This window comes from Azotobacter chroococcum (genome assembly GCF_004339665.1).
Classification (GTDB): domain Bacteria; phylum Pseudomonadota; class Gammaproteobacteria; order Pseudomonadales; family Pseudomonadaceae; genus Azotobacter; species Azotobacter chroococcum.
The window spans coordinates 291,879-313,709 of the sequence record NZ_SMMU01000001.1; the positions used below are offsets into that span (position 1 = coordinate 291,879).

The 21,831-nt window shown below is 64.3% G+C and carries 25 protein-coding genes and 2 pseudogenes; 8 read left to right on the forward strand and 19 right to left on the reverse strand.

All coding sequences use genetic code 11. The annotated features are described in order from the left end of the window. Positions 1-29: 29 nt before the first annotated feature. The 13 genes and pseudogenes from EV691_RS01325 to EV691_RS01390 form a co-directional block, all read right to left on the reverse strand. Entirely contained in the window at positions 30-245 is a 216-nt protein-coding gene (locus tag EV691_RS01325) for a hypothetical protein (RefSeq protein ID WP_131297859.1), read from the reverse strand. A 35-nt stretch (positions 246-280) separates the two neighbouring features. Next, on the reverse strand, positions 281-1,219 hold the full coding sequence (locus tag EV691_RS01330; protein WP_131297858.1) for a hypothetical protein: 939 nt from the start codon (positions 1,217-1,219) through the stop codon (positions 281-283). A gap of 674 nt (positions 1,220-1,893) precedes the next feature. Then, complete coding sequence (locus EV691_RS01335; RefSeq protein WP_131297857.1) at positions 1,894-2,646, reverse strand: phage tail tube protein; 753 nt, start codon at positions 2,644-2,646, stop codon at positions 1,894-1,896. Beyond that, positions 2,643-3,101, reverse strand: a complete 459-nt coding sequence (locus EV691_RS01340) for a hypothetical protein (RefSeq protein WP_242672508.1) — start codon at positions 3,099-3,101, stop codon at positions 2,643-2,645. Before EV691_RS01340 ends, EV691_RS01335 begins: the two co-directional genes overlap by 4 nt. Position 3,102: 1 nt before the next feature. Then, positions 3,103-3,420, reverse strand: a complete 318-nt coding sequence (locus EV691_RS01345; RefSeq protein WP_131297856.1) for a hypothetical protein — start codon at positions 3,418-3,420, stop codon at positions 3,103-3,105. After that, positions 3,420-4,421 carry a major capsid protein gene (locus tag EV691_RS01350; protein ID WP_131297855.1) on the reverse strand — a complete coding sequence of 334 codons (1,002 nt, stop codon included), beginning with the start codon at positions 4,419-4,421 and terminating at the stop codon, positions 3,420-3,422. Before EV691_RS01350 ends, EV691_RS01345 begins: the two co-directional genes overlap by 1 nt. 67 nt (positions 4,422-4,488) lie before the next feature. Next, positions 4,489-4,836 carry a head decoration protein gene (locus EV691_RS01355; protein WP_131297854.1) on the reverse strand — a complete coding sequence of 116 codons (348 nt, stop codon included), beginning with the start codon at positions 4,834-4,836 and terminating at the stop codon, positions 4,489-4,491. Next, complete coding sequence (locus EV691_RS01360) at positions 4,833-5,963, reverse strand: head maturation protease, ClpP-related (protein ID WP_131297853.1); 1,131 nt, start codon at positions 5,961-5,963, stop codon at positions 4,833-4,835. Before EV691_RS01360 ends, EV691_RS01355 begins: the two co-directional genes overlap by 4 nt. Continuing rightward, positions 5,960-7,415 (reverse strand): annotated as a pseudogene (locus tag EV691_RS01365) (phage portal protein). The gene EV691_RS01360 and the pseudogene EV691_RS01365 overlap by 4 nt, the downstream one beginning before the upstream one ends. A gap of 238 nt (positions 7,416-7,653) precedes the next feature. Beyond that, positions 7,654-9,630, reverse strand: coding sequence for a phage terminase large subunit family protein (locus EV691_RS01375; protein WP_131297852.1), 1,977 nt, complete (start codon positions 9,628-9,630; stop codon positions 7,654-7,656). Positions 9,631-9,634: 4 nt separating this feature from the next. Then, positions 9,635-10,216 (reverse strand): annotated as a pseudogene (locus EV691_RS01380) (terminase small subunit). A gap of 133 nt (positions 10,217-10,349) precedes the next feature. Then, positions 10,350-11,123, reverse strand: coding sequence for a hypothetical protein (locus EV691_RS01385; RefSeq protein WP_131297851.1), 774 nt, complete (start codon positions 11,121-11,123; stop codon positions 10,350-10,352). 3 nt (positions 11,124-11,126) lie between these two features. Then, on the reverse strand, positions 11,127-11,465 hold the full coding sequence (locus EV691_RS01390; RefSeq protein ID WP_131297850.1) for a phage holin family protein: 339 nt from the start codon (positions 11,463-11,465) through the stop codon (positions 11,127-11,129). Between the two features lie 147 nt (positions 11,466-11,612). On the opposite strand from EV691_RS01390, the gene EV691_RS01395 reads away from it, so the two are divergent. Continuing rightward, complete coding sequence (locus EV691_RS01395) at positions 11,613-12,500, forward strand: EamA family transporter (protein ID WP_131297849.1); 888 nt, start codon at positions 11,613-11,615, stop codon at positions 12,498-12,500. Positions 12,501-13,071: 571 nt separating this feature from the next. On the opposite strand, the gene EV691_RS01400 is transcribed toward EV691_RS01395, so the two are convergent. Next, positions 13,072-13,878 (reverse strand): BRO-N domain-containing protein, encoded by an 807-nt coding sequence (locus tag EV691_RS01400; protein ID WP_131297848.1) that lies wholly within the window; start codon positions 13,876-13,878, stop codon positions 13,072-13,074. After that, a complete protein-coding gene (locus EV691_RS23215) occupies positions 13,875-14,165 on the reverse strand; it encodes a DUF3077 domain-containing protein (protein WP_165496528.1) in 291 nt (96 codons plus the stop codon). Before EV691_RS23215 ends, EV691_RS01400 begins: the two co-directional genes overlap by 4 nt. A gap of 381 nt (positions 14,166-14,546) precedes the next feature. Between EV691_RS23215 and EV691_RS01410 the strand changes: the two genes are divergently transcribed. Both EV691_RS01410 and EV691_RS01415 read left to right on the forward strand, forming a co-directional pair. After that, positions 14,547-14,819, forward strand: coding sequence for a BrnT family toxin (locus tag EV691_RS01410; RefSeq protein WP_131297846.1), 273 nt, complete (start codon positions 14,547-14,549; stop codon positions 14,817-14,819). Then, positions 14,779-15,108, forward strand: a complete 330-nt coding sequence (locus tag EV691_RS01415) for a BrnA antitoxin family protein (RefSeq protein ID WP_131297845.1) — start codon at positions 14,779-14,781, stop codon at positions 15,106-15,108. The genes EV691_RS01410 and EV691_RS01415 overlap by 41 nt, the downstream gene beginning before the upstream one ends. A gap of 16 nt (positions 15,109-15,124) precedes the next feature. On the opposite strand, the gene EV691_RS01420 is transcribed toward EV691_RS01415, so the two are convergent. Then, entirely contained in the window at positions 15,125-15,469 is a 345-nt protein-coding gene (locus EV691_RS01420) for a hypothetical protein (RefSeq protein ID WP_131297844.1), read from the reverse strand. 53 nt (positions 15,470-15,522) lie between these two features. Between EV691_RS01420 and EV691_RS01425 the strand changes: the two genes are divergently transcribed. The 3 genes from EV691_RS01425 (at position 15,523) to EV691_RS01435 (ending at position 16,661) form a co-directional block, all read left to right on the forward strand. Further along, the gene (locus EV691_RS01425) at positions 15,523-15,711 is read left to right on the forward strand and encodes a hypothetical protein (RefSeq protein WP_131297843.1); all 189 of its coding nucleotides are present in this window, start codon (positions 15,523-15,525) and stop codon (positions 15,709-15,711) included. 244 nt (positions 15,712-15,955) lie between these two features. Further along, the gene (locus tag EV691_RS01430; RefSeq protein ID WP_131297842.1) at positions 15,956-16,309 is read left to right on the forward strand and encodes a hypothetical protein; all 354 of its coding nucleotides are present in this window, start codon (positions 15,956-15,958) and stop codon (positions 16,307-16,309) included. An 85-nt stretch (positions 16,310-16,394) separates the two neighbouring features. Next, complete coding sequence (locus EV691_RS01435) at positions 16,395-16,661, forward strand: pyocin activator PrtN family protein (RefSeq protein WP_131297841.1); 267 nt, start codon at positions 16,395-16,397, stop codon at positions 16,659-16,661. Here the strand turns inward: EV691_RS01435 and EV691_RS01440 are convergent. Then, positions 16,641-17,795 carry a site-specific integrase gene (locus tag EV691_RS01440; protein WP_207390165.1) on the reverse strand — a complete coding sequence of 385 codons (1,155 nt, stop codon included), beginning with the start codon at positions 17,793-17,795 and terminating at the stop codon, positions 16,641-16,643. The genes EV691_RS01435 and EV691_RS01440 overlap by 21 nt on opposite strands. Before the next feature lie 103 nt (positions 17,796-17,898). On the opposite strand from EV691_RS01440, the gene dusA reads away from it, so the two are divergent. Both dusA and tal read left to right on the forward strand, forming a co-directional pair. Beyond that, positions 17,899-18,924 (forward strand): tRNA dihydrouridine(20/20a) synthase DusA, encoded by a 1,026-nt coding sequence (gene dusA, locus EV691_RS01445; RefSeq protein WP_131297840.1) that lies wholly within the window; start codon positions 17,899-17,901, stop codon positions 18,922-18,924. 142 nt (positions 18,925-19,066) lie between these two features. Next, complete coding sequence (gene tal, locus EV691_RS01450; protein WP_131297839.1) at positions 19,067-19,993, forward strand: transaldolase; 927 nt, start codon at positions 19,067-19,069, stop codon at positions 19,991-19,993. A gap of 55 nt (positions 19,994-20,048) precedes the next feature. On the opposite strand, the gene rssC is transcribed toward tal, so the two are convergent. Further along, a complete protein-coding gene (rssC, locus tag EV691_RS01455) occupies positions 20,049-20,531 on the reverse strand; it encodes an anti-sigma factor antagonist RssC (protein WP_039803507.1) in 483 nt (160 codons plus the stop codon). Continuing rightward, complete coding sequence (rssB, locus tag EV691_RS01460) at positions 20,528-21,712, reverse strand: two-component system response regulator RssB (RefSeq protein ID WP_131297838.1); 1,185 nt, start codon at positions 21,710-21,712, stop codon at positions 20,528-20,530. Before rssB ends, rssC begins: the two co-directional genes overlap by 4 nt. Positions 21,713-21,831 lie beyond the last annotated feature (119 nt).

The window sequence follows — 21,831 nt, forward strand, 5'->3', positions numbered from 1 at the left end:
GAATGCCCGCACTAGGTTTAGTCGAAGCGTCACGATTTGTCCTTTGACTCCTCACTAGTCGGCTTGGTATCACGATCAAGCTCATGCATACGTCGATGAATAAACTCACGAGGAGTAACCTGGTTACTAGACGGATCCCTACTTGCTGGTTGCTCGCCCGCCTCACCAGTATCTGGGGTAACAATCTGTTTGATTTGCTTACGTAAACGCTCTGCTCTGGCTTTCCGAGCATCTTCTTCGTTCATACTCATACTCACTTACCCCAGAAGCGCAGCCTCATTCAACTTACCCTATTATAGACGCGACCAGGCCGACGGAGTTGGATAGGGGTTACTCTAGACAGTTGGGAAGCAGCAGACTCTAAGGGAGTCGCTTGCCTTACAATCTCCTCAATGCATTTGTGCAGAGAGTTTGCTTTCGCTTCCGAAGACTGATAAGCCACCTCCCTGGTTACTCCAGCCGCCATGGCTACCGTTCGTCCGGGTTGCATCGCTTGCTGTCTATACTGCCCTGTCAAACGATCAATCTGGCTTCTAATACTTCCATTTGCAGCTGATAGTGGACCAAGATCTCGAAAGGTAGATTGGTTACCAGCAAACCATATCTCCTGCCACCAATGGTCTGTCTCGGGATCCAACCAGCTCAAATAGCCGCCTCGAAGTACACCCCTTGGCTCTGAAATTGCATTCGTAAAAGAATATCTAACCCCACTAGACATAACCGGATCAAAAAAGCGCGGCGTATAAAAATCAGATACCAACACGCCATTAACAGAATAGGCAAATTCTGCCGCCTCGGATGGATCAGCAACCTCCACCAAGAAAAGTACGCGGCCTTGATCGGATTTGGGAGAGTCGCCCGGCACAAGACGGTCCCCAAATGGATCGACAAGCATCTCAAGACACTCATGACTTGCAGTCAGCGACCAAACATCATTGCTATCTGTTGCAGTAATGAGCGCAAACGGCTGACCGTCGCGGTCAAGATGGATACCAGCAGCATCGTAAGGAATGTCATCCATAACGATCATCGGCCAATAGCCTAACGGCATATCCTCAAGCCTCTCAAAGGGATCAACCGTCGCGTTGACTTCCCAAATTGGCTCAAGATCGCGCATGACCTGTCTCTGAAGTGCTGCGCTTGCAATAGCAAGTTCTCGCATAGAGACTCGCTTCGATTCCGAAATTAGAGCGATGTTTTGAATCAATGGAATTGCCATACCATTTCCCTCCTTCACTCAGAAGGCTCATCCTGGGGGTGAAGTCCTCTTTACAACGCCTAACTACTAGCTATACAGACGTACTGCATAAGAAGAGAACGCATTAGTTGATTTCGGCATCTCGAGTGCTCATGCACATACGTCGGCATATGTATCCATTCCAACGGCTCGAAAAAGCACCCCGAAAGCCACACAGTGCTGGGGATGAGCAACTCCCTGTAGCTGGGGCTCAAGATTAGACCATGCTAATTTCACTCGCCAGTTCGATATTTAATATCAGCTGACTATCTTTACGAGACAGTCCCCGCTTCTGATTGGAACCAAACACCTAGGCTTTCATGCTCATCTTCTTCGTAGATGACAAACATTCAAACTCGGTCGTCTTTTGACAGCCAGTAGTGAATGACCCACAAACCGCTTCGCCTTTCCTCTGCATCCATCCGACCAGCAAAGCTGCCGGCTCTGGGCAAACCGCCTTGGCGAGCAGGTTGGCCACCATGGCTGCCTTGTAGCTGGTGGTACTCGTCGTCAGTCAGGTAGTTGCCTATGGTTGCCATGAAGGTCGAGGTCTCGAAGGAAACTATCCAGCCCTAAGATCGCCCAAACGCCAATATTCAAAACTTGGAGCTGTATTAAATTTGGGATATTGCATGATTATCCTTGGCTTACTTTCCTCAATTAATCTTCTTCACCAGCTGCATCTCGCAGAATTTGGAGATACCGGTCGCGGTGATCAGATCGTCGGCCAGCAGCTCGGCCGGTGCCTCCAGGCGCAGGTATTCGGTGCCGAACACCGGCAGTTCGCTGGCGATGCCGAACTTCACCCGGCGCGGGCGCAGGGCGAACGGCTCGCCGGACTGGGCGTCGTTGAGGCCGGCGATGTAGAGCTCCAGCTCGACCTGGGAGCCAGCGAGCATCTGCACGGCGCTGGACTCCAGCCTGGTGTAGGTGGCCTTGATTCCGGCGGAGGTGATCAGGCTGTCGGCCAGGACGACGATGCCGTGCGGGGTCAGCAGGTAGTCGGTACCGGCGGCCAGCGCGGCATCGGCGGCGGTGACGACGGTGACCGGCTGGCTCATGTCCGGCAGGTTCTTGAACGGGACCAGTTCGCCCTCGACCCCGGCGCAGCCCAGCACCTCGGCGGTCACGGTGCCGGCGGCGATCTCGGTGATCGTCGCCTTGGTAACGCGGGCCAGGTTGGTGGCGGTGATGTCGAACATGCCGATGGTCGCGGTGACGTCGGTCACCTGTTCGCGCACGTTGCGGTTGCCGCCACCGCCGCGGTAGTTGGGCAGCGTGGTGCGGTTGGTGGCGAACGACAGGTTGAAGGTGTCGCAGTTGCCGATGTCCAGCAGCGGGTCGGCGGACTGGTAGGCGCGGGCGTAGACGATGCCCTCGCCCACGAAGGAACGGTCGATCTGGCTCATGGAAGGCTCCGGGGGTTATTTGAGCGGTTGGATGTAGGTGATCTGCAGCGGCATGACGTGAGCGGCCCAGCGCCGCCCCTCGCCGGGCGGCATGGGGCTTTCCGGCTGGAAGGCGGCCTGCTTGCACGCCGATGATGGTCAGGCCGGCCCTGGGGCCGGGCAGCGCGACCTTGATCGCCAGCCGGGCGGCGCGCAGGGCCGGGGCGAACTGAACGGCGGCGGGTCATGGCGGTGAGGTTGAGGGTGACGCGCTCGCGCACGCTGCCCTGGCCGATCCGTTCGACTTCCTCGGTCTGGCCCGGCTGGACGACGATGAGGTCGTCCGGTAGGCCGTCATCCTCTGCGTCGAGGATGCGCAGCACGCTGTCCTCGAGGACCAGGGCACCGAACTCGGGCACGTCGGCCAGGCGCGCGATCAGCTCCGCAACGATGGCGGATTGCAGGTCGATGGGCATGTCAGGGCACCACGTAGAAGGTGATCAGGTGGCCGTCGTCGCTGGCGATGCCGTCGATGTGCCAGGTCTTGCCGTCGAGCCGGAAGGCGCCCTGGCGGTCGAGGGGCTGCAGCAGGGCTTTGCGGACGGTGAGGGTGACGCTGCGGTCGAGGGCGCCGCTGGCGAGGTCGAGGCGTTCGACGTCGCGGTCGAGGATCAGCTCCAGGCCGCTGGCCAGCACGACGCCGGACGCGGACAGGTAGTCGCCCTGGCCGTCGCTGAGCGAGCCCATGACGGCCGCGTCGAGCGCAGCGGTCAGGCTGCCGAAGGGCGCCGTCATCAACTGGTCAGCTTGATGCTGGCGGTGGGCTTGGTGCAGATGTGCAGCGGGTTGGACTGCGCCTCGCCCATCACGCCCTTGTCGAAGGCCATGCGCTCGAGCTTGCCGTAGTACGGCACGCCGAGGGTGTTGACGGTCTCCATGTAGTTGGCCGGGGCGAAGATGGTGCGGAACAGGTCCGGTACGCCCTCGGGCACCAGGTAGGCCTCGTTGTCGGCGATGAAGGCGCTGCCGCCGATCTTGCCGCGGTAGCGGACCCAGAGGACGCCGCCGTACTCGAAGGCCTGGCGGCGATCGCCACGCAGGGCGGCGGCGGCCTCGTGGTTGAGGTAGGCCTCGCGGGCGCGGCCGTCGGCGATCAGCTCGGCCCAGAAGGTCTTGCCGCACCAGGCGACGGCGCCGGTGGAGGTGGCGTTGCCGAGGGCGTCCTCCTGTTTGTCCAGCGCCTCGACGATGTCGGCGTCGACGGTCGACAGCGCGGCATCGGGGTTGAAGCCGATGGCCTGGCTCTGCTGCACCAGGCCGAAGGCGGTGAACAGGTTGTGCAGCACGGTCACGCCGTCGGCGTCGACGATCTGGCCCTTGAGGGCGCCGACGCGCTGGTACTCGTGGGTGGCGGCCAACTGGTTGATCACCGGGGTGAAGCGGGCGTTGACCACGTCCTGCACGGCCTGCAGCTCGGTGCGCGAGCCGAAGGCGCGGATGCCCTGGATCTCGTCGGCGAGGATGGTGAACTGCTGCGGCAGGTGCACGCAGTTGAAGGGGACCAGCTGGCGTTTGCTGCCGTTGACCACCAGGGCCGGCGCTCCTCGGGGAGCGGCGGGCACCAGTTCGAGGGTGCTGCCGTTCTTCTCGATCTGCTGGGTGACGGTGGTGCTGCCCTCTTCGACGAACAGGCCGTGGTTGCTGATCTGGCCGGGGACGTGGGGGTCGTCGTTGAGGCCGGCGATCAGGTTCTGCACGCCGAAGGCTTCGTCTTCGAAGACGCTGATTTCTGCCATGGGATGGACTCCGGAAATGATGAACCCCGCCGCGGCGGGGTTGTGGGTGTAGGGGTGGTGGTCGAGATCAGCGGGCGAGGATGCCGAGGGCCAGCAAGTCGGTCTCGCCGGCGGTGTCCAGGCCGGTGAGCAGGGCGCGCTTGACCTCGGCGTCGCGGACGATGCCGACGCTGCGCTGGGGCGAGGCAGAGATGCCGACCGGGGCGTAGAGCACGGCAGCTACTACTTCGGTGCCGTCGGCAGCTGCCGGCGCATAGGGCGCGTAGAGGCCGGTGGCGGTTACCTTGCCGAGCAGCTGGCCGGCGGGTAGCACGGCGGCGGTGGCGGCCAGGGTGATGTCTTCGCGCGAGCGAGTGCCGTTGGCCTCCGAGAGGAGGACTTCGCCGGCATGGACGCCTTCGGTCTTGATGGTCATTTATGCGCTCCTTTCGAGGCTCGTTGGTTGCGGCGGGCGTAGATCGCACCGGGGTCGACGGCTTTCGCGCCGGTGGGGTTCGGCTCGGGAGCCGGTGGGGTGTTGTCGATTTCGCCGAGCCCGCTGCCGACCAGCTTGTCGAACAGCTTGGCGCGGGCGCCTTCGGCATCGAGGCCGGCGGTGATCAGGCCGCGGGCTTCGTCGGGCAGGCGGGCGGCGTTGCACAGTTCGCGCACGGCCTTGGCACGGGCCAGCTCGGCCTGCACGGCAGCGCGGCTCTTGAGGCCGCTGGCCTTGATCAGCACCTCGGTCAGGTCGGCGATGCCGGCCTGCTGGCAGCCGGCGGCCAGTTCGGCGGCAAGGGCCGCAGCGTCGGGTTCGGGCTGGGGTGCTGGATCGGGCTCGGGGGCCGGGTCGGGTTCCGGTACCGGTGGCAGGTCCTGCTGGGCCAGCAGCTCCTTGGGCGGGTGCTGGTAGCGGTTGAGGATGCGGCTCTGGCCGATGCAGGCCTTGACGCTGCCGCCGGCGCTGACCTCGTCGACGAAGCCCAGCGCCTTGGCCTCGGCGGCGGTGAGCCAGGTTTCGGCGTCGATCAGGCGACGCAGCTCGGCGTCGTCGATGGTCAGCGGGCGGTGCTGGTAGCTGGCGACGATGCCCTCAAGCGCCTGGTCGAGCATGTCGGCCAGCTTGCGCAGTTCCTCGCTGTCACCGGCCGCCCAGGTCCAGGGGTTGTGGATCATGAACAGGGCGTTGTCGGCCATGGTGACGCGGTGGGCCCCCGCAGCGGCGACGGTGCCAGAGCTGTAGCAGGCACCCTCGATGCTGGCGGTGGCGCGCTCGCCCAAGCGCTGCAGGGCGTTGTGGATGGCGATGCCGTCGAACAGGTCGCCGCCGATGGTATTGAAGCGGACGATCACGGGGGCGTTGCCATCGTCGGCGTCCTTCAGCGCCTGGATGAACTGGGCGGCGGTGATGCCCCAGCCGCCGATCTCGCCGTAGATGTAGACCTCGATGGTGCGCTGCTCGCCCTCGCCGGCTGCCTGGATGCGGTACCAGTGCTGGTCCTGCGGGCCGGCGGCGCCCGGCCCCTTGTTGAGGATGCGCGGGTGGTGCCGTTGGTGCTTCATGGGGTGGATTCCTCTCTGTCGTCTGGGGCGACGGTAGCGGTGCTGCCGTAGTGCAGCCCGAGCTGCTCGGCCCGGGCGTTGTCTTCGGCGTTCTCCTGGTCGATCTGCTCGGCGTCGTAGCCGCTGCGCAGGACCACTTCGCTGCGGCTGGTGAAGCCGGCGGCGACCTCCATCTGCCGGGACTGGACGTCTTGGACGGGGTGGATGTAGGCCCAGCCCTGCGGTACCCAGCGGGTGCGCAGGTATTCGCGACGGCGCTTGCCATAGTCGGGCAGGTACAGCGCGCCGGACAGGTAGGCCATGTCGAGCCAGGCGGCACGCACCGGGCGGCACAGCTGGTGGACGTAGAGGCCGAACTGCAGCTGCTCGATACGCCGACGGAACTCGTTGAGGATCACGCGCATAACGCGATCGTTGACCTCGCGCATGTCGCCGGTGAGCAGTTCGTAGGGCAGGCCCACGCCGGCGGCGGCGGCCTGCAGCTGTTGCCGCATGAAGTCGACGTAGGTGTTGCCGGCGTCCGGCGGGTCGCTGAACTCGACTTCCTCGCCGGGCAGCAGCTCCTGCATTGAGCCGGGCTCGAGACCGACCATGGGGGTGAAGCCGTCGCTGTCGAGCTGCGGAGCGGCGCCGGTGATCGGGTCGACCTGCTGGAAGGTGCTGTCCGCCGCGGGCTTGCGAATGAAACCGGCGAACAGATTGGCGACCTCCTGGCGGAACAGGACGGCGTCGTCGTAGTTGTCCAGGGACTTGAGCCGCAGCAGGATCGGGGCCAGGCGCGGGACGCCGCGCAGCTGGCCGGCCTCGGTCGGCTCGAAGATGTGCAGGATCTCGCTGGCCGGGACGCGCACCAGCTGGTGGTACTGGCCAGCCTCGAAGGCATCGCCGGGGTGCTGACGGTGCATCCAGTAGGCGACGCGCCGGCCGAGGCGGTCGAACTCGATGCCGGCCTTGATGCGGTTGCCGGTGCGGGTGATCTCGGTCTTGTCCAGGGGGACGAACTCGGGGGCCAGCACCTGCAGTTGCAGCGGGACGGCGAGCCCGTCCTCCGGGCGGCGCGGGCGCAGGCGGACGAAGCATTCGCCGCTCTCCTCCACCATCCGGGCGACCAGGGCCTGCAGGCCGTAGAAGTCGAGCAGGCCGTCGGCGTCGGCTTCGGCGACCCAGTCTTCCCACAGTTCGTGCAGGGCGCTGCGCAGGGCTTCGTCCTTGGTGCGCGCGCGGGGTGATGCCGGTGCCGATCAGGTTGCTGACGCGCCGGTCGATCGCGCTGTAGGCGTAGGGGTCGTTGCGCACGGCGGCGCGGGCACGCTTGCGCAGGTTGCGCAGCGCAGGCACCGCCAGGCTGTTTAACGCAGCGTCGGGCGCATCCCAGCCGGCAGCGCGACGGCCGGTACCGGCGCCGTCGTAGCTGGCCTTGATGCGCCTGGGGGTGAGCTTGATCCGGCCCATCAGATGCCCTTGCCTCTGCTGTAGAGTCGGGAAATTCGGGAGCGAGGCGCTACTGCGCGGGCCTCGGCGGCGGCCTCTTCGGCGTACCGGGCCTCGAGGGCGCGCAGGCTGTCGAGCTCGCCGCGCTTGAGGCTGCGGTCGCCGCGGCGCACTTCCTGGCCGTTGTCGAGGATGTCCTGGATCCGCGGCCCGCACTTCGGCCAGGCGTTGGGCAGCTGTAGTCATGGGTGGCCTCGGGTTATCGGCGTGCGTTGAGGTAGCCGCTGATAGATCGGCGGCGAGCCGGCGCCGGCGCTGCCGCTGTTGTAGCGGGCGCCGGGCTGGCGGGTTGCGATGCCGCAGGCGTGGCCGCCGGGGCAGTGTCCGTGGCGGACTCGGTGAACAGGTTGCCCTGGCCAACGTTCTGGCGGAGCTTCGCCCATTCGGGTTCGCGGTAACGGTTGAGGCCCAGCAGGTGGGCCATGGCCAGGTTGTAAACCAGCAGGTCGAGCGCTTCGTTGCGGTCGGCCTTGCCCTTGACCCACTCGATGCGCTTGTGGCCCTTCACGTAGCGGGCGATCTTGCGCTCGGCGACAGCCTGGTCGTAGAAGTCGTCCGGCAGATCCTTGGAGAAGTGGATCGCGCCGGGCCCTTCGCCCAGGCCATAGCGGTTGTAGATCCAGTCCTTGGCGGTGTCGGTGCCGATCATCCAGAGTTCAGCGCCTTCCTTGTGGGTGGTGCCCTTCCAGGTGACGTCGACCTTCGACGGGCGCTGGGCGAGCACCGGACGCCCTGCCCGGCTCGCGCCCTTGACGGCGAGGATGTTCCGCCAGCGGCGCAGGCGGGTGAACTGGTAGACCTCGTCGGTATGGTGGCCGCCGGAGTCGATGGCAGTCGCGCAGATCGCCAGCTCGACGCCCGAGTCGTGGCGGTAGCGGGCCTTGAGCTTGTCGTCGAGCAGCGCCCAGGTGCGCTCGTCGGCCGGGTCGCCCATGATCACCTGGTGGTCGACCACCCAGCGCTCCATGCCCTCGCCCCAGCCGATCACCAGCAGCTCCAGGCGGTTGTGCTGGGTATCGACGGCCGCAGTGAGTATCAGCGCGCCCCGGGGAACGCTGCCGAGGCGATAGTCCTCGGCGCGGGCCTTGAGCTCGCTGGCCTTGGTCATCTCCTGGGCGGCGTCCCACAGCCGGGCCAGGCGGGTGTTGTAGAACACCTGCATGGGTTCGAGGTCGCCCTTGTCCTGGGCGGCTTTGGCCTTGTCGTACTGCTTGGCCAGGCCGAGCCAGCTGACCCAACCCAGCGGCGCGTACAGGGCGTTGAGGGTGAAGCCGACCGTCTCGCCGTCGCCCTCGGCCTGGGCACGCCATTCGCCCCGGGCGAGCATGTCGCCCTTGTGGTGCTCGTCGATCAGGCAGCCGCAGTCCGGATTGCAGCACAGGTACTGCACCTGGCTGTAGTCGTCGCTGTACTTGAGGTTCTCCCACTCCAGCGTCTGCATCTCGCCGCAGTGTGGACACGGCACGTAGTAGTGGCGCTGGTCGCTCTGGGCGAACAGGTCGGCGATCCGCGAGGCGCCCTTGATGGTGGGCGAGCTGGAGAAGTAGATCTTGGCGTTGCGGCCGAAGGTGCTGGCCCGGGTCTCGGCCAGTTCGATCGGGTCGCCTTCGTTGTCGACGTCGACGTCCCAGCGGTCGACCTCGTCGCCGTAGATGTAGCGCGCGGCAAGCTCGGCCAGGTTGGAGGCGGAGCCGGCGGTGGTGGCGTACAGGGTGCCGCCCTCGAACTCCTTGGTGTCCATGGTGTTGCGCGAGTCGCGCGAGCGCGGCGAGGCGACCCGTTCGCGCAGCACCGGGGTGGCGTCGATGGTCTTGCCGACGCGGCCGCTGACCCGCTTGGCCAGGGCAAGGCTGGGCAGCAGCATGAGGATGTTGGCGGGAGCCATGTGGATGCAACCGCCGATCCAGTTGAGGGCGATCTGCGTCTTCATCAGCTGCGAGGCGACCATGGTCACCACGCGCTTGGCCGGGTGGCTGGGCGAGAGGCAGCGCATAGGCTCCCGGGCGTAGGGGGTGCGATCCGTGCGGTACGGGCCGGGCTCGGCGGCGCCGGTTTCGCGGGGGATGCGCATGTATTCGTCGGCCCATTCGTCGTCCCAGAGTTCCGGGTCGGGCTGCAGGCCTCGCAGGTAGGCCGAGCGGTACTGCTCGGCACCGTCGGCATACCGTTGGTTCATGGCGTCAGCTCGGCGGCTTGATGGCGTGTTCGAGGTCGGCGGCGCTCAGGCGGTTGGCGTCCTCGAGGACGCGGCGCAGGCCGGCTGTCAGCCGGCGTTCGAGTTCCTAGGGGTCGCTGATGGCAGCCAGCTCGGCGCTGATCTGCTTCGGCAGGCCGAGCAGCAGGTCGCGCAGCATCCGCCCGGTGGCGAAGGCGGCGTTCTCGACAGCCGCACGCTCGACAAGGTCGCCGTCGCTCTTGCGGGACTCGTTCTCGGCGAGACGCGCCAGGTAGTGCTCGCGGCGGGCGCGGGCCTTCTGGAAGTCGATGCCTTCGTTTTCGTCGACTCTGGGCGGCGGATCCAGTGACGGGGCGTTGGGCGTCAAGTGGGCGGTCACGCCGCGTTCGATGCGCTCGCGCTGGTGGCGGTCGGCGACGCCGGCCTTGCTGGGGTCGGCGGTGCGCTGGAGCAGAGCTTCGGTCGCTGCGACGTCGACCTTGCCGTCGGCCGTCATGACCAGCCGGCCCTGCTTGGCCAGCTTCGAGACGTAGGGCTTCGACCAGCCCTTGTGCGCCGCGAATTCGGACTTGCTCAGTGCAATCATGACGACACCTGTTAACCGTTCACCGGCAATCGTTAACCCGTTAACCCCCGTTAACTAACTTCCGGACCCAGCCGCTACTGCGTGAACGTGGTTCGAATTACCCTTGCCGATGGCTGGCTTCCAGGGTCCCCGGCTACATGGGCCAGGCCTGCGGCCTTCGCCTGAAACTGGTCGGCAGCCTGCCGGCCAGGGCATCGGTGACGGCCTTGTCGACGTTGACCGCCAGCCGCTCGTCCGCCATGCGCCGGACGATCCCATGGAAGTCCAGCCGCTGCCGGTAGCTGGGCTGCCCGACGAAGGCCAGGACCATCTGCAGCGTCCTGCCCCGCCGCTCCGCGATGCCGATCGGCACCTTGCCGCGGCGCATGACGAAGAACGCCTTGGCGTGCCCCTTGCGGAACGAGTGCCAGTTGTTCGAGGCATCGCCCGTGTAGCCCGGCCGATTCAGCAGCCGCAGCCCCGACAGGATCTGCATCATGTGCGCCCGGCTCATGTTGCCGTAGGCATCCAGGCGCGCCCCTTCGGCCGGAACGACGAACCGCCCGGCCGGCAGGATGCCCCGCCGCCTGAGCAGCATCTCGCTCTTCTTGTCGACGCGCGGCCCGCCGAACACCTGCGGCGCGACCCAATCCTCGGGCGCCTGGCCCTTGGCGTTGTTGTCCTTGTCGTCCTTCACCCAGATCGCCGCCTCCAGCGAATCGGGCCTGGCGTTGAGGATGCGCAGCGCATTCAGGGTGAACGGCGTCGGCCGGTCGAACACGCTCTCCATCTCGGCCCGCAGCGCGATCCGCGCCTGGTTGGCCGTGTGGTTCAGCGCATCGGCCAGCGCCCGCTTCGGCAGATCGCCGGCCAGCCGGTCCAGCGCGGCGAACGCCTCATCGAGGCCGGAACGCCTAATCGAGAACACGGCTCACGCCTCCCGATCCGGGCGCGGCAAGTCGCCCAGCCCCGCCCGCTTCGCCAGCCAGCGTGCATACAGCCCGCCGGCCACATCCGCGCCGATCACCCCGACCACAATGCCGATGCCACCGGCGATCAGGTGGTTGCCCCACAAGGCCACGGCGAACAGCATCGAGGCGATGCCGAGCAGCGCCGAGGCGGAGAAGCGCAGCACCACCCGCAGCAGGATCTGCCCCAGGGTCAGGTTGCCCCGGGACGCCCGCAGCATTTCGCCGGACAGCCCGGCCATGGAGATCAGAACCAGCATCCAGAAAGGCATGTCAGCCAGCGTGTGCTGCTCGGTCGACATCAGCGCTCCTTACCGATCGGACGGAAATAGAAAAACCCCGCCGCAGCGGGAACAGCGGCCCAACGGACGCTCAGACGGCCTGCCAGCGGACTTGACGCCCGAGCGAATGGGCCAGACCCTGTGCCGTTTTTGCACGCGGGTCTCTCTATGCTCTGGATCCCCTTCACCCTGGCAGCCGCCTTCACCCAGGCACTGCGCAACGCCCAGCAGAAACAGCTCAGCCGCGAAGTGAATGCGCTGGGCGTGACCCTGGCGCGCTTCATCTGGGCCTTGCCGCTGGCCGTGCTCTACCTGGTGCTGCTGTACGCCAGCGCCCCCGCCGAACTGCCGCAGTTCAGCGGCCGTTTCGTCTTCGACGTAGCGGCCGCCGCCTTCGCGCAGATCTTCGCCACCGCCCTCATGGTGCTGCTGTTCCAGCGCCGCAGCTATGCCACGGGCGTCGGCCTGGCCAAGAGCGAAGCCTTGCTGGCCGCGGTACTGGGCTCGATCTTCTTCGGCGCCCTGCTCGGCCCGGTCGGCTGGCTGGGCGTCATGGTCGGCTCGGTGGCCGTCTGGCTGATGAAAGGGCGCAGCGAACCCGGCACGCTGGACCTCGCGACCCTGCTGCTGGGCCTGGCGAGCGGCTTGTGCTTCGCCCTGACCACGCTGTGGGTGCGCGATGCCTGCCACCAGTTGCAGCTGCCCTTCATGCACACCGCCGCCTGGGCCCTGGTGTGGACCATCAGCATCCAGGTCGCGGCGCTGACCGGCTGGCTGGCCCTGCGCGACCCGCAGACGCTGGTGAAGCTGTGGAAACGTCCCTCGCTGGTCTTCCGCATCAGCCTGTCCAGCTCCATCGCCTCCCTGTGCTGGTTCACCGCGGTCAACCTGGAAGACGTCGGACTGGTGAAGACCCTGGGCCAGATCGAGGTGTTCTTCACCCTCCTGCTGTCGCATCACTGGCTCAAGGAGCAGGTCTCCCACCGGGAAAAACTCGGGCTGCTGCTCATCGTCGTCAGCGCCGTGCTGGTCATCCTGCCGGCGCTGTCGACCTGAACCCGGGCCGGCCGCAGCGATAGGTGCCGGCTTGCGCCGGCGCGGTGCTGGTGACCAGGGCGGGGAACCCCACAGCACCGGAGAAACGAAAAACCCGGCGCGGTGGCCGGGTTTGCTGGATCGGGTGGAGCCGCTTGCCGCGCCCGCACCTCTTTGAAATTAGCGACTTTCTACCCCTCGATTCCCATGGCAGCAAGCCCTTTTCACTGCCATACCCTCAATATCCCTGTTACGTCCGGCGAACGTCCCCTGTACGTCGGTAATTCTCCCTATCTGGATTTCGCTTTTCCCTTCCCACCCCATTCGTCCTATTCGAGAAAATCAGATAGGGCACCACAACTTATTGATTTATATAGAAATGTCCCATGTCCCATTGATATCTGAAGTCTATATATAGGGGGATAGTGGGAAATACACGCTGCGCGCCTGCGCGCATTTGCTCGGGCGCATACATGCGCGGGCTGTGTATGCGATGGGACACGGGACAGGCCCACTAACGGCACGCCCTGCACTTGTCCCATTGCCTTTGGCGCAATGGGACAGACGGGACAGGCAGAGGCGCACCTTTGCATCAGCCGCGCCCCTCCGGAATGCGATAGCCCCAAGGGCGGATGCCGTTCGGACGGCTCGCAGGCAGGCGTACACGCCGATATCCAAGCAGCAGCATGCACTGGCCGACCAGTATCTGCGTGGCCCTGTCACTCACCAGATCGGGCCTGCCGATGCCCTGTAGGATCAGAGCGACGGTCAGATCCTGAGGCCAGTCGCGCTCCTGCAGCAGGGTTCGTATCTGCTGCTGCATCTCATATTGCTTTTGCTGCGGTGCCGGTAAATCGCTGGATTCGAGCCAACCGGATGCCGACAGCTCGGCGGCCAGATCGACACCTGTCGCGCGCTGGGCAGCCAGATTGGCCCGTGTCGCCGCCAACTTGCGCGGCATCCCCATGTAGCGAGCGGTAGTGAACAAGGACCGGAAGGCGCGGCCGGCACTCACGATCTCGTCCGCCTCCACACGGGCGGACAGCGGCGCCGGGACTTCGTCAGGCTGCGCAGAGGGCACCATGTACATACCGTTGCGCCGCAGCGCGGGCAGCACTTCGCTGGTCACCCACTTCTTGAAGCGCTTTGCCTCTGCTTTATGGCTGCCAAGGATAGCGTTATAAAGGCCAGGCTCATTGATGATGGTGGCACCGCGATTTCCAAAACCTACGTTTCGTAGGTTCTGCTTTTCATCATCATCCAGACGACGAGTCATGGCCTCCGTATCTTTGTAGCCAAGCACTTCAGCCACATCCATGGCTACCCACCACGGCTCGCCATCGATCATCACGACGCGAACGCCTTTCCCCTCGAACGAAAACTCCATGGGCATGCTCATTGATTGCGTTCCTCATCCCGCAGACCGCCGATAGCAGCATTCACGACGGCCAGAGCTGACTCCAACAGATAAACCGTGATCCACGCCTTGTTGTCGCCTTCCTCCTGCGCTACTTCGTGGGCATTGCTCAGAGAGGTATCGAGTAGCGATGCGGCATACTCCAGAGCCTCGCGCACGGGCACGCCGGACTGCACCGCAAACAGCTTGCGGTTGCCGGGGGCGTAATCGGCGAAGGTCTGGGAACAAGTGATGGGCGTCCGGGACGGACTGGGGGCGTGATTGAGCATGATTGAACTCCTGTACTTGAGTGAGGAGTTCGCCACCGCCCGCTTCCACACGGAGATTGGTGACGAACCGCGCAGGGTGTGGAAGACCGGGGTACAGGAACCCGGCGAGCCCGAAGGCTCCCCTACGCGGCCCGCCATAAAGCGTTTCGCGGGCACAAAAAAAGCGCCTGCGAATTTGGGGGCGCTATCGCGCCTGTACTGATTCGGGCTTCCACACCCGGTCACGGATTTTGCCGTGACAGGCCGGAGGATAGGCCCGAGGCCAGCACAGGTCAACGGTGCAGTGATATTCCACCGCGTATCCGATGGCATTACATCGACCGGATTTGCTCCGCTTACCCCATGGCTATAGACTATTTTTGTAGTTACAGAAAATAAGCCATGGAAATCGAATTCGACCCCACCAAAGCGGCCAAAACCATGGAAGAGCGCGGGCTCGACTTCAGCAGAGCCGGCCAAATCTTCGAAAGCAAACACCTGACCAGACGCGATAACCGCGAAGACTACGGCGAGGAACGCTACAACACCGTCGGCTGGTATGACGACCGACTAGTCGCCGTAACCTGGACCCCTCGCGGCGAAGCGCGCCGCATCATATCGATGAGGCACATGCATGAAAAAGAGCAACGAAAAGTCCGCCATCTCCTGGATTGATCCGGACGATGCGCCTGAAATCACCGATGACTGGATTGCCGAGGCCGATCTGTTCAATGGCGACAAACTGATCCGCCGCGGCCGGCCGCGCAAACCCAACCCGAAAACCCAGGTGACACTCCGCTTGAACCCTGAGGTAGTGGAGTTCTTCAAGAGCACCGGGGACGGCTGGCAGACCCGGATGAACGACATACTGGAGGCTTTCGTCTCCGATGCGCGAGCGGGACACTCCAAGCCACCAGCCAAAGTCGATAAAAACGACGTGCGCGGGGACGGAAAACGGCCGTGATTCGAGGCCCCGCCCATCACGCAGCCCTCCTCTTCACCAGCTCCGCCCGCACGTGCTCGTGCGCCGTCCCCAGTGCCCGGTAGTAGGCACTGGTGCCGGAATAGCCCAGCGCCCGCGCCTTCTGGGCGGGCGTGCTGAGCGGGTTGCGCAGGTAATGCTCGTAGACCAGCAGGTTCAGGTCGTGCCGCAAGGCGTTGACGATCAGTTCGGTCACCGGGAAGCGCGGATCGTCCAGCCCGCGCGAGCGCTTGGTGGCCGGAATCACCACCCCCTGGCTGTCGATCAGGGTGCCGATGGTGCAGCGAACGTTGCCGCCATGACCGCCACGCGCAAGGCTCGCGACGCCCGTACCGTCGCCCACCAGTTGCGCGAGCTGGCTGCGGCCCTCGGGGCGGAACGGCAGGAGGTAGCAGCATGAAAGACAGCATCCAGCCCTATGCCTGGCTCGGCGCGGCGGGCGTCTACCGTTCGCAACTCGACGGCGCGGCCAACGGCGAACAGTCGCTGACGCCCCTTTACGCCAGCCCCTTTCCCGAGGCAGCCAGCCTTGCGGCCCGCGACGTGCTCACCGAGCGCCGCCGCCAGATCGAACAGGAACAGTGATGCCCCGAGCACGACGACCAATACACCCGCGGGCAACTCGCCAGCGCCGCCGCCAGCTACGCCACCTCGGCCTACTGGCACGCCATCGGCCACGACACCTGCGAGCCGCCACCGCGCTGGCCGTGGAGCGACTACAGCTGGAAACCCACCACCGCCCGCCGCGACCTGGTGAAAGCCGGGGCGCTGATACTGGCGGAGATCGAGCGGCTGGACCGGCTGGAGCGCATCCGGCAGGAGGCTGGCCATGCTTAACCTCAACGCCATCCGCGAGCAGGACAAGCTCCGTCAGCAGCTCGCCCAGGCCACGGCCGACTACCTTGCCGCCGGCGGCACCATCGACCAGCCGGCCGACATCACAGCCGGCCTCACCCCGGCCCACTGGCGCGACCACTCGGACACCGGAATCCCGGGAGCCAGCAAAACCGAGATCACCCGCCAAGAGCTGGCCCTTGCCGACCGCATCCGCGCCTACGCCGCAATCGGCATGAGTACACGGATGATCCGCAGCAAGACCGGCCTCAACACCACAACCCTGCGCAAGATCGCCAAGCGACACCGGATCGCCCTGCCAAGCGGCAAAGGCAGGGAGGCGGCATGACCTGCACCAACGAAGCCACCTTCGTCAGCTGGCGAGCCACCGCCCATGGCGGAAAGAAGAAGAGCAAGAAGGGAGAGAAACGCCGGTGAATACCGCATTCCTGCTGATGGCCCAGTACAACGGGCAGGCGATCATCCCTCTTGAATGGGTCTGCCGCGACTATTTCAACCTGACCGCCGATCAATTCCAGCGCAAGGCGCTGGCCGGTCAGATCACCCTGCCGATCGTGCGCATGGAGGGAGGACAGAAAGCTGCGAAAGGGGTCCACCTGACCGACCTGGCCCAGTACATCGACGCCAGGCGCGCCGACGCCGTTCGTGAGTGCGAAACGCTAAACCGCCGCCGCGCCTGACCGCTTGCGCCGATCAACCCACTCCCCGAAGGTCACCGACATGGCGATGACCTTCGGCAACCACTCCCAGCCAGCATACTTGTCGCCCTGTTCGTGCAGGTGCGTGTATCGCCTCAGGGACGTCCAGTTACGGTGCCCGCTCACGCTCGCGGCTCTCGGAATATCCCAGCCCATCTCGAACAGCCGGCTGACGCCTTCGTGGCGAAGATCATGGAAGTGCAGATCCTCGACGCCACAGATCTTGCACGTCCGGCTCCACGCCCCCTGAATGGCATCCGCCGTGTACGGGAAAATCTCCGGGTAGGTGCGTAGCATGCTCTGCACGATTGCCCAGGCTTCGTCCGGCAGCGAGCACCACACGTCGTTTCCCCACTTGTCGCCAGGGTTCTTCATGTCGCGCACCAGCACCCGCTGCCGTGCTTCGTCCAAGTCATCCCAGCGAATCCTGGTGATCTCTTCCTGACGCCGCGTCGAGAACAGCGCGAATACCACCACCTTGGCCATGGCTAGACTGGTGGGGCGCGACGCTTGCACCGCCACGAACTGCTGCAGCAAGGAGCCCAGCTCGGCGATCGTCGGGCGGCGATCGCGTTCGCGCGACTTGGTGTTGTAGCCAAGCTTCTTGATCACCCGCCGCGCATCGGCCATCGCACCCGCGTCAACCTCATAGCCCCAGGCCGGCCGCGCGATGGTCAGCACAGCGCCTATGTGCGACAAGTCGTTTCCAGCGGTCTGCGGCTTCACACTGCCGCCTTCCGGACTCATGCGCCACAGCGCATAGTCGACCAAGGCCTGACTTGTGAGCTCGCACTCGAGCAGACCTCCCAGGTGGCTAGCAGCCACGGCACGCAAAGTAGCCTCCTTGGTCTTGCCGAGCGGATTTTTAGGGTCGCGCTCACCGATATAGCGGTCGATCATCTCCGCCAGAGTGACCCTGCCACCGCGCCGCTCGCGCTCCAATGCGCCAGGCTCGCTCAGCTCGGTTTCCCGTCGCTTCGCCCAAGCCTCGGCCGCCTTCCGGCGACTGAAGCTCGCGCTCTCCTGATAGACTTGGACGCCATCGCGCTTGATCCTGATCTGCGCGGTGTACATCACGGAGCCGTCCTTGTTCTTCCGGGTACGGATGGTGGCCATGGTGGAAAACCCTTCGAGGTCGGTGGTAAATCTGATTTACCTGGTGGTAAATTTTACCACCGACCTTTTAGAAACGCCCGAAAACACCAGAAAATCCACGTAAATGCCCACTGCCGAAAGCCCGACGAAAACTAGCCAGAACCCAGAAACCACGCGCCCTGAGCCGTCCCGCCGCTTCTGCGTGGCGCCGATGATGGACTGGACCGATCGGCATTGCCGCTTCTTTCTCCGGCAGTTGTCGCAATATGCCCTCCTTTATACCGAGATGGTCACCAGTGGCGCACTGCTGCATAGCGATGCCCGGCGCTTCCTGCACCATGATCAGATGGAGCATCCCCTGGCACTGCAGTTGGGCGGCAGCGTACCTGCCGAACTGGCTGCCTGCGCGAAACTGGCCGAGCAAGCCGGCTACGACGAAGTCAACCTGAATGTCGGCTGTCCGAGCGACCGCGTGCAGAACAACCTGATCGGCGCCTGCCTGATGGGTCACCCAACGCTGGTAGCCGATTGCGTGAAGGCAATGCGCGATGCCGTAGCCATTCCGGTCACGGTCAAGCACCGCATCGGCATCGACGGCCGGGACTCCTACGCCGAGCTCTGCGACTTCGTCGGCCAGGTACGTGAAGCGGGCTGCCGGAGCTTCATCGTGCATGCCCGCATCGCTATCCTCGCCGGGCTGTCGCCCAAGGAGAACCGCGAGATACCGCCATTGCGCTACGAGGTGGCTGCACAGCTCAAGCGGGATTTTCCCGATCTGGAGATCATTCTCAACGGGGGGATCAAGACCCTCGAGGAGTGTCGGCAGCAACTACAGACCTTCGACGGCGTGATGCTCGGGCGCGAGGCCTACCACAATCCTTATCTGCTCGCCCAAGTCGACCGGGAATTGTTCGACAGTCCTCTCCCCCCGATCAGTCGGCGCGAGGCGCTGGAGCGCCTGCGCCCCTATATCCAGCGCCACCTGGACGAAGGCGGCGCCCTGCACCACATCACGCGCCACGTGCTGGGCCTGGGACAGGGCTTTCCTGGAGCGCGCCGCTTTCGCCAGTTGCTGTCGGTGGACATTCACAAGGCCAGCGATCCGCTGGAGCTGTTCGAGCAGGCGGCAGCCCTGCTCGAAGGGCGCTGAAGGCAGTTGCAGGGAACGTTGCGCCGCAACAGGCATCGAAGCGCTAGCCGTTCCACGACCCTCCCGCACAGGCCAGCGACTTGCCCATTGAGAGCGGTCCGGTGCTCGGGTAAGGTCAGGCAATCGCAAAAGGACAGAGCTCATGACATCCAAGCTGGAGCAACTCAAGCAATACACCACGGTGGTCGCCGACACCGGCGACCTGGACGCCATCGCCCGCCTGAAGCCGGTCGATGCCACCACCAACCCCTCCCTGCTGCTCAAGGCCGCTGCCCTGCCCCGCTACGCCGGGCTGCTGGAACAGGCGGTGGCAGGCTGTACTGGCGACCTCGGACTGGCCTGCGACCGCTTCGCTGTCGCCGTGGGCCAGGAGATTCTCAAGGTAATTCCCGGGCGCATCTCCACCGAAGTGGACGCGCGCCTGTCTTTCGACAGCCAAGCCACCATAGACCGGGCCGAACGGCTGATCGAACTCTACGGGCAGGCCGGTATCGCTCGCCAACGCGTGCTGATCAAGATCGCCGCTACCTGGGAGGGTATCCGCGCGGCCGAACGACTGGAGCAGGCCGGCATCCAGACCAACCTGACCCTGCTGTTCTCCTTCGCCCAAGCCGCCGCCTGCGCCGATGCCGGGGTGTTCCTGATCTCCCCCTTCGTCGGTCGCATCTACGACTGGTACAAGAAGGCGGAGGGACGTGACTTTGCCGGAGCGGAGGATCCCGGCGTGCAGTCGGTCACGCGCATCTACAACTATTACAAGGCCAACGGCTACGGAACCGTGGTGATGGGCGCGAGCTTCCGCAATCTGGGGCAGATCGAACAGCTGGCCGGCTGCGACCGCCTGACCATCAGTCCCGAACTGCTGCAACAACTGGCCGAGGAGCAAGGTCCAGTGGAGCGCAGGCTGGCTCCCGGTACCAGCGGGGAAGCCCGCCAGGTGCTGGATGAACAGACCTTCCGCTGGGCGCTCAACGAAGATGCAATGGGCACCGAGAAGCTGGCCGAAGGCATCCGCCTGTTTGCCCGTGATCAGCTCAAGCTGGAGGCACTGCTGGGCGGAAAGGTCTGACACGCGAGGCGGGCGGCGCTACCGGGTCGCCGCCCCGCCAGCCGAAGATCAGGGGTTATTGGCGCTCGAGAGCACTGACCAGATCATGGAAGGCCTCCCGATTGGACTCGTTGAGTCCCATCAGGATGCGGTGTGCCTCCAGCACCTTGGCCTTGACCACTTCCTCCGACTGATCCTGGGAAGGCAGCTCGGAAAGGCATTCCGGACAGGGAACCGGTCGGTCGACAATGTTGAATACCTGATCGAAGCCCATCGACTGCAGCAGACGGGTAATGTCCGGATGGGTCGTCACCACCGTCGGCAGCATGCCGACCTTCTGTCGGGAGAGGATCGAGAGCTTGGCCAGCAGCCCCAGCGTGGTGCTATCGATGCTCTGCGTCTCGGTCAGGTCGATGACAATGGCGGAGAAATTGAGGGCAGCGAAGATCCGCTCAATGGTGTCATCCAAGGCCGAACACAGGGTCAGCCGGATTTCTCCGATGAACTTGAGGACGAAGGTGCCGCTTTGCTCGGCGAACTGGATTTTCCCGGTACTCATGCAAGGTTCCTGTTCAACACCAGCAAGGCGATATCATCTGGCATTTCGCCCAGCTGGGCCAATCCCAATACCTGACGCAATCCATCCAGGCTGCCACCTGCGGCTCTCACACGCTCCGGCAGGACGGCTTCCTTTTCTTTGAGCGTCTCACCCGGCAAAAGATCCAGAACTCCGTCCGACACCAACGTCAGACTGAAGGATGCCGGCAGCTGCAGCTCATAGTTCTCATAGCTGGCATCCTGAAACAAACCGACCGGCAGTCCGCGCCCCTTCAGGTAGGTGGCCTCACCATTGCTGTAAAAGACGGGCAACGGCAGGTGTCCTCCCACGCAATAGGTCAGCCGGTCAGCGGCCAGATCGATCAGTCCACCGAGCATGGTCACATGCTTGCCCAGCTTGCAGTTGATCAGGCCGCGATTGATGTGAGAGAGCACATCGGATGGCTTGAAATCGGGGAAAGCGCCATTACGCCGGAATTCATAAAGCAGGCGTGTGGTCATGAACTTGAGCAGTACGGTGACGAAGGCGGAAGAGGCACCATGACCGGAGACATCGGCCAGATAAAAGCCTAGACGGCGCTCATCGATCCGAAAGTAGTCGACGAAATCGCCCGAAAGGTACAGCGACGGGATGATCTTGTGGGCAAAGCACAATCCATCCACTTCCCAGGGCGTTTCCGGCAACATGTTCAGCTGTACCTGACGCCCGGCATTCTGATCCTCCTGCAGGAGGCTCAAGCTAGCCTGAAGCTCCCGATTGGCGACCTCCAGCTTTTCCCGATAGCGGCGGTTTTCCAGACGAAGACGCGCCCGGTCGAGCGCCCGGCGCACCGAGTGCTCAAGTACGGCAAGGTCTTCCAGCGGCTTGATCAGATAGTCGGCAGCCCCAAGGCGCAAGGCCTCGACCACATCGTTCATGACGCCCGCACCGGACATGACGATGACCGGGGTCTCGCTCTGCTGCTCCCCCATCCGTCGAATCAACTCCAAGCCATCGATCTGCGGCATGCGCAGATCGCAGATGACCAGGTCGGGCTCCTCTGCCTCGAAGACTTCGAGCCCCTGCAGGGCGTTGCCGGCCTGCAGGACCTGAAAACCGCTGTCCTCCAGGTAGGCCGCAAGACTGGCACGGACGACTTTGTCGTCATCGATTATCAGCAGCTTGGCACTGGAATTGTGCATGGGGTATCCGGGCTGACTGCGCCAGGGATCGGGTTCGCGCACACCTCCGTCCCTTGCCAAAGCGCTAGTAGTGAGTTCGCTTCACGGCGCAGACGGTACTCCCATCCGCTTGGCGATTC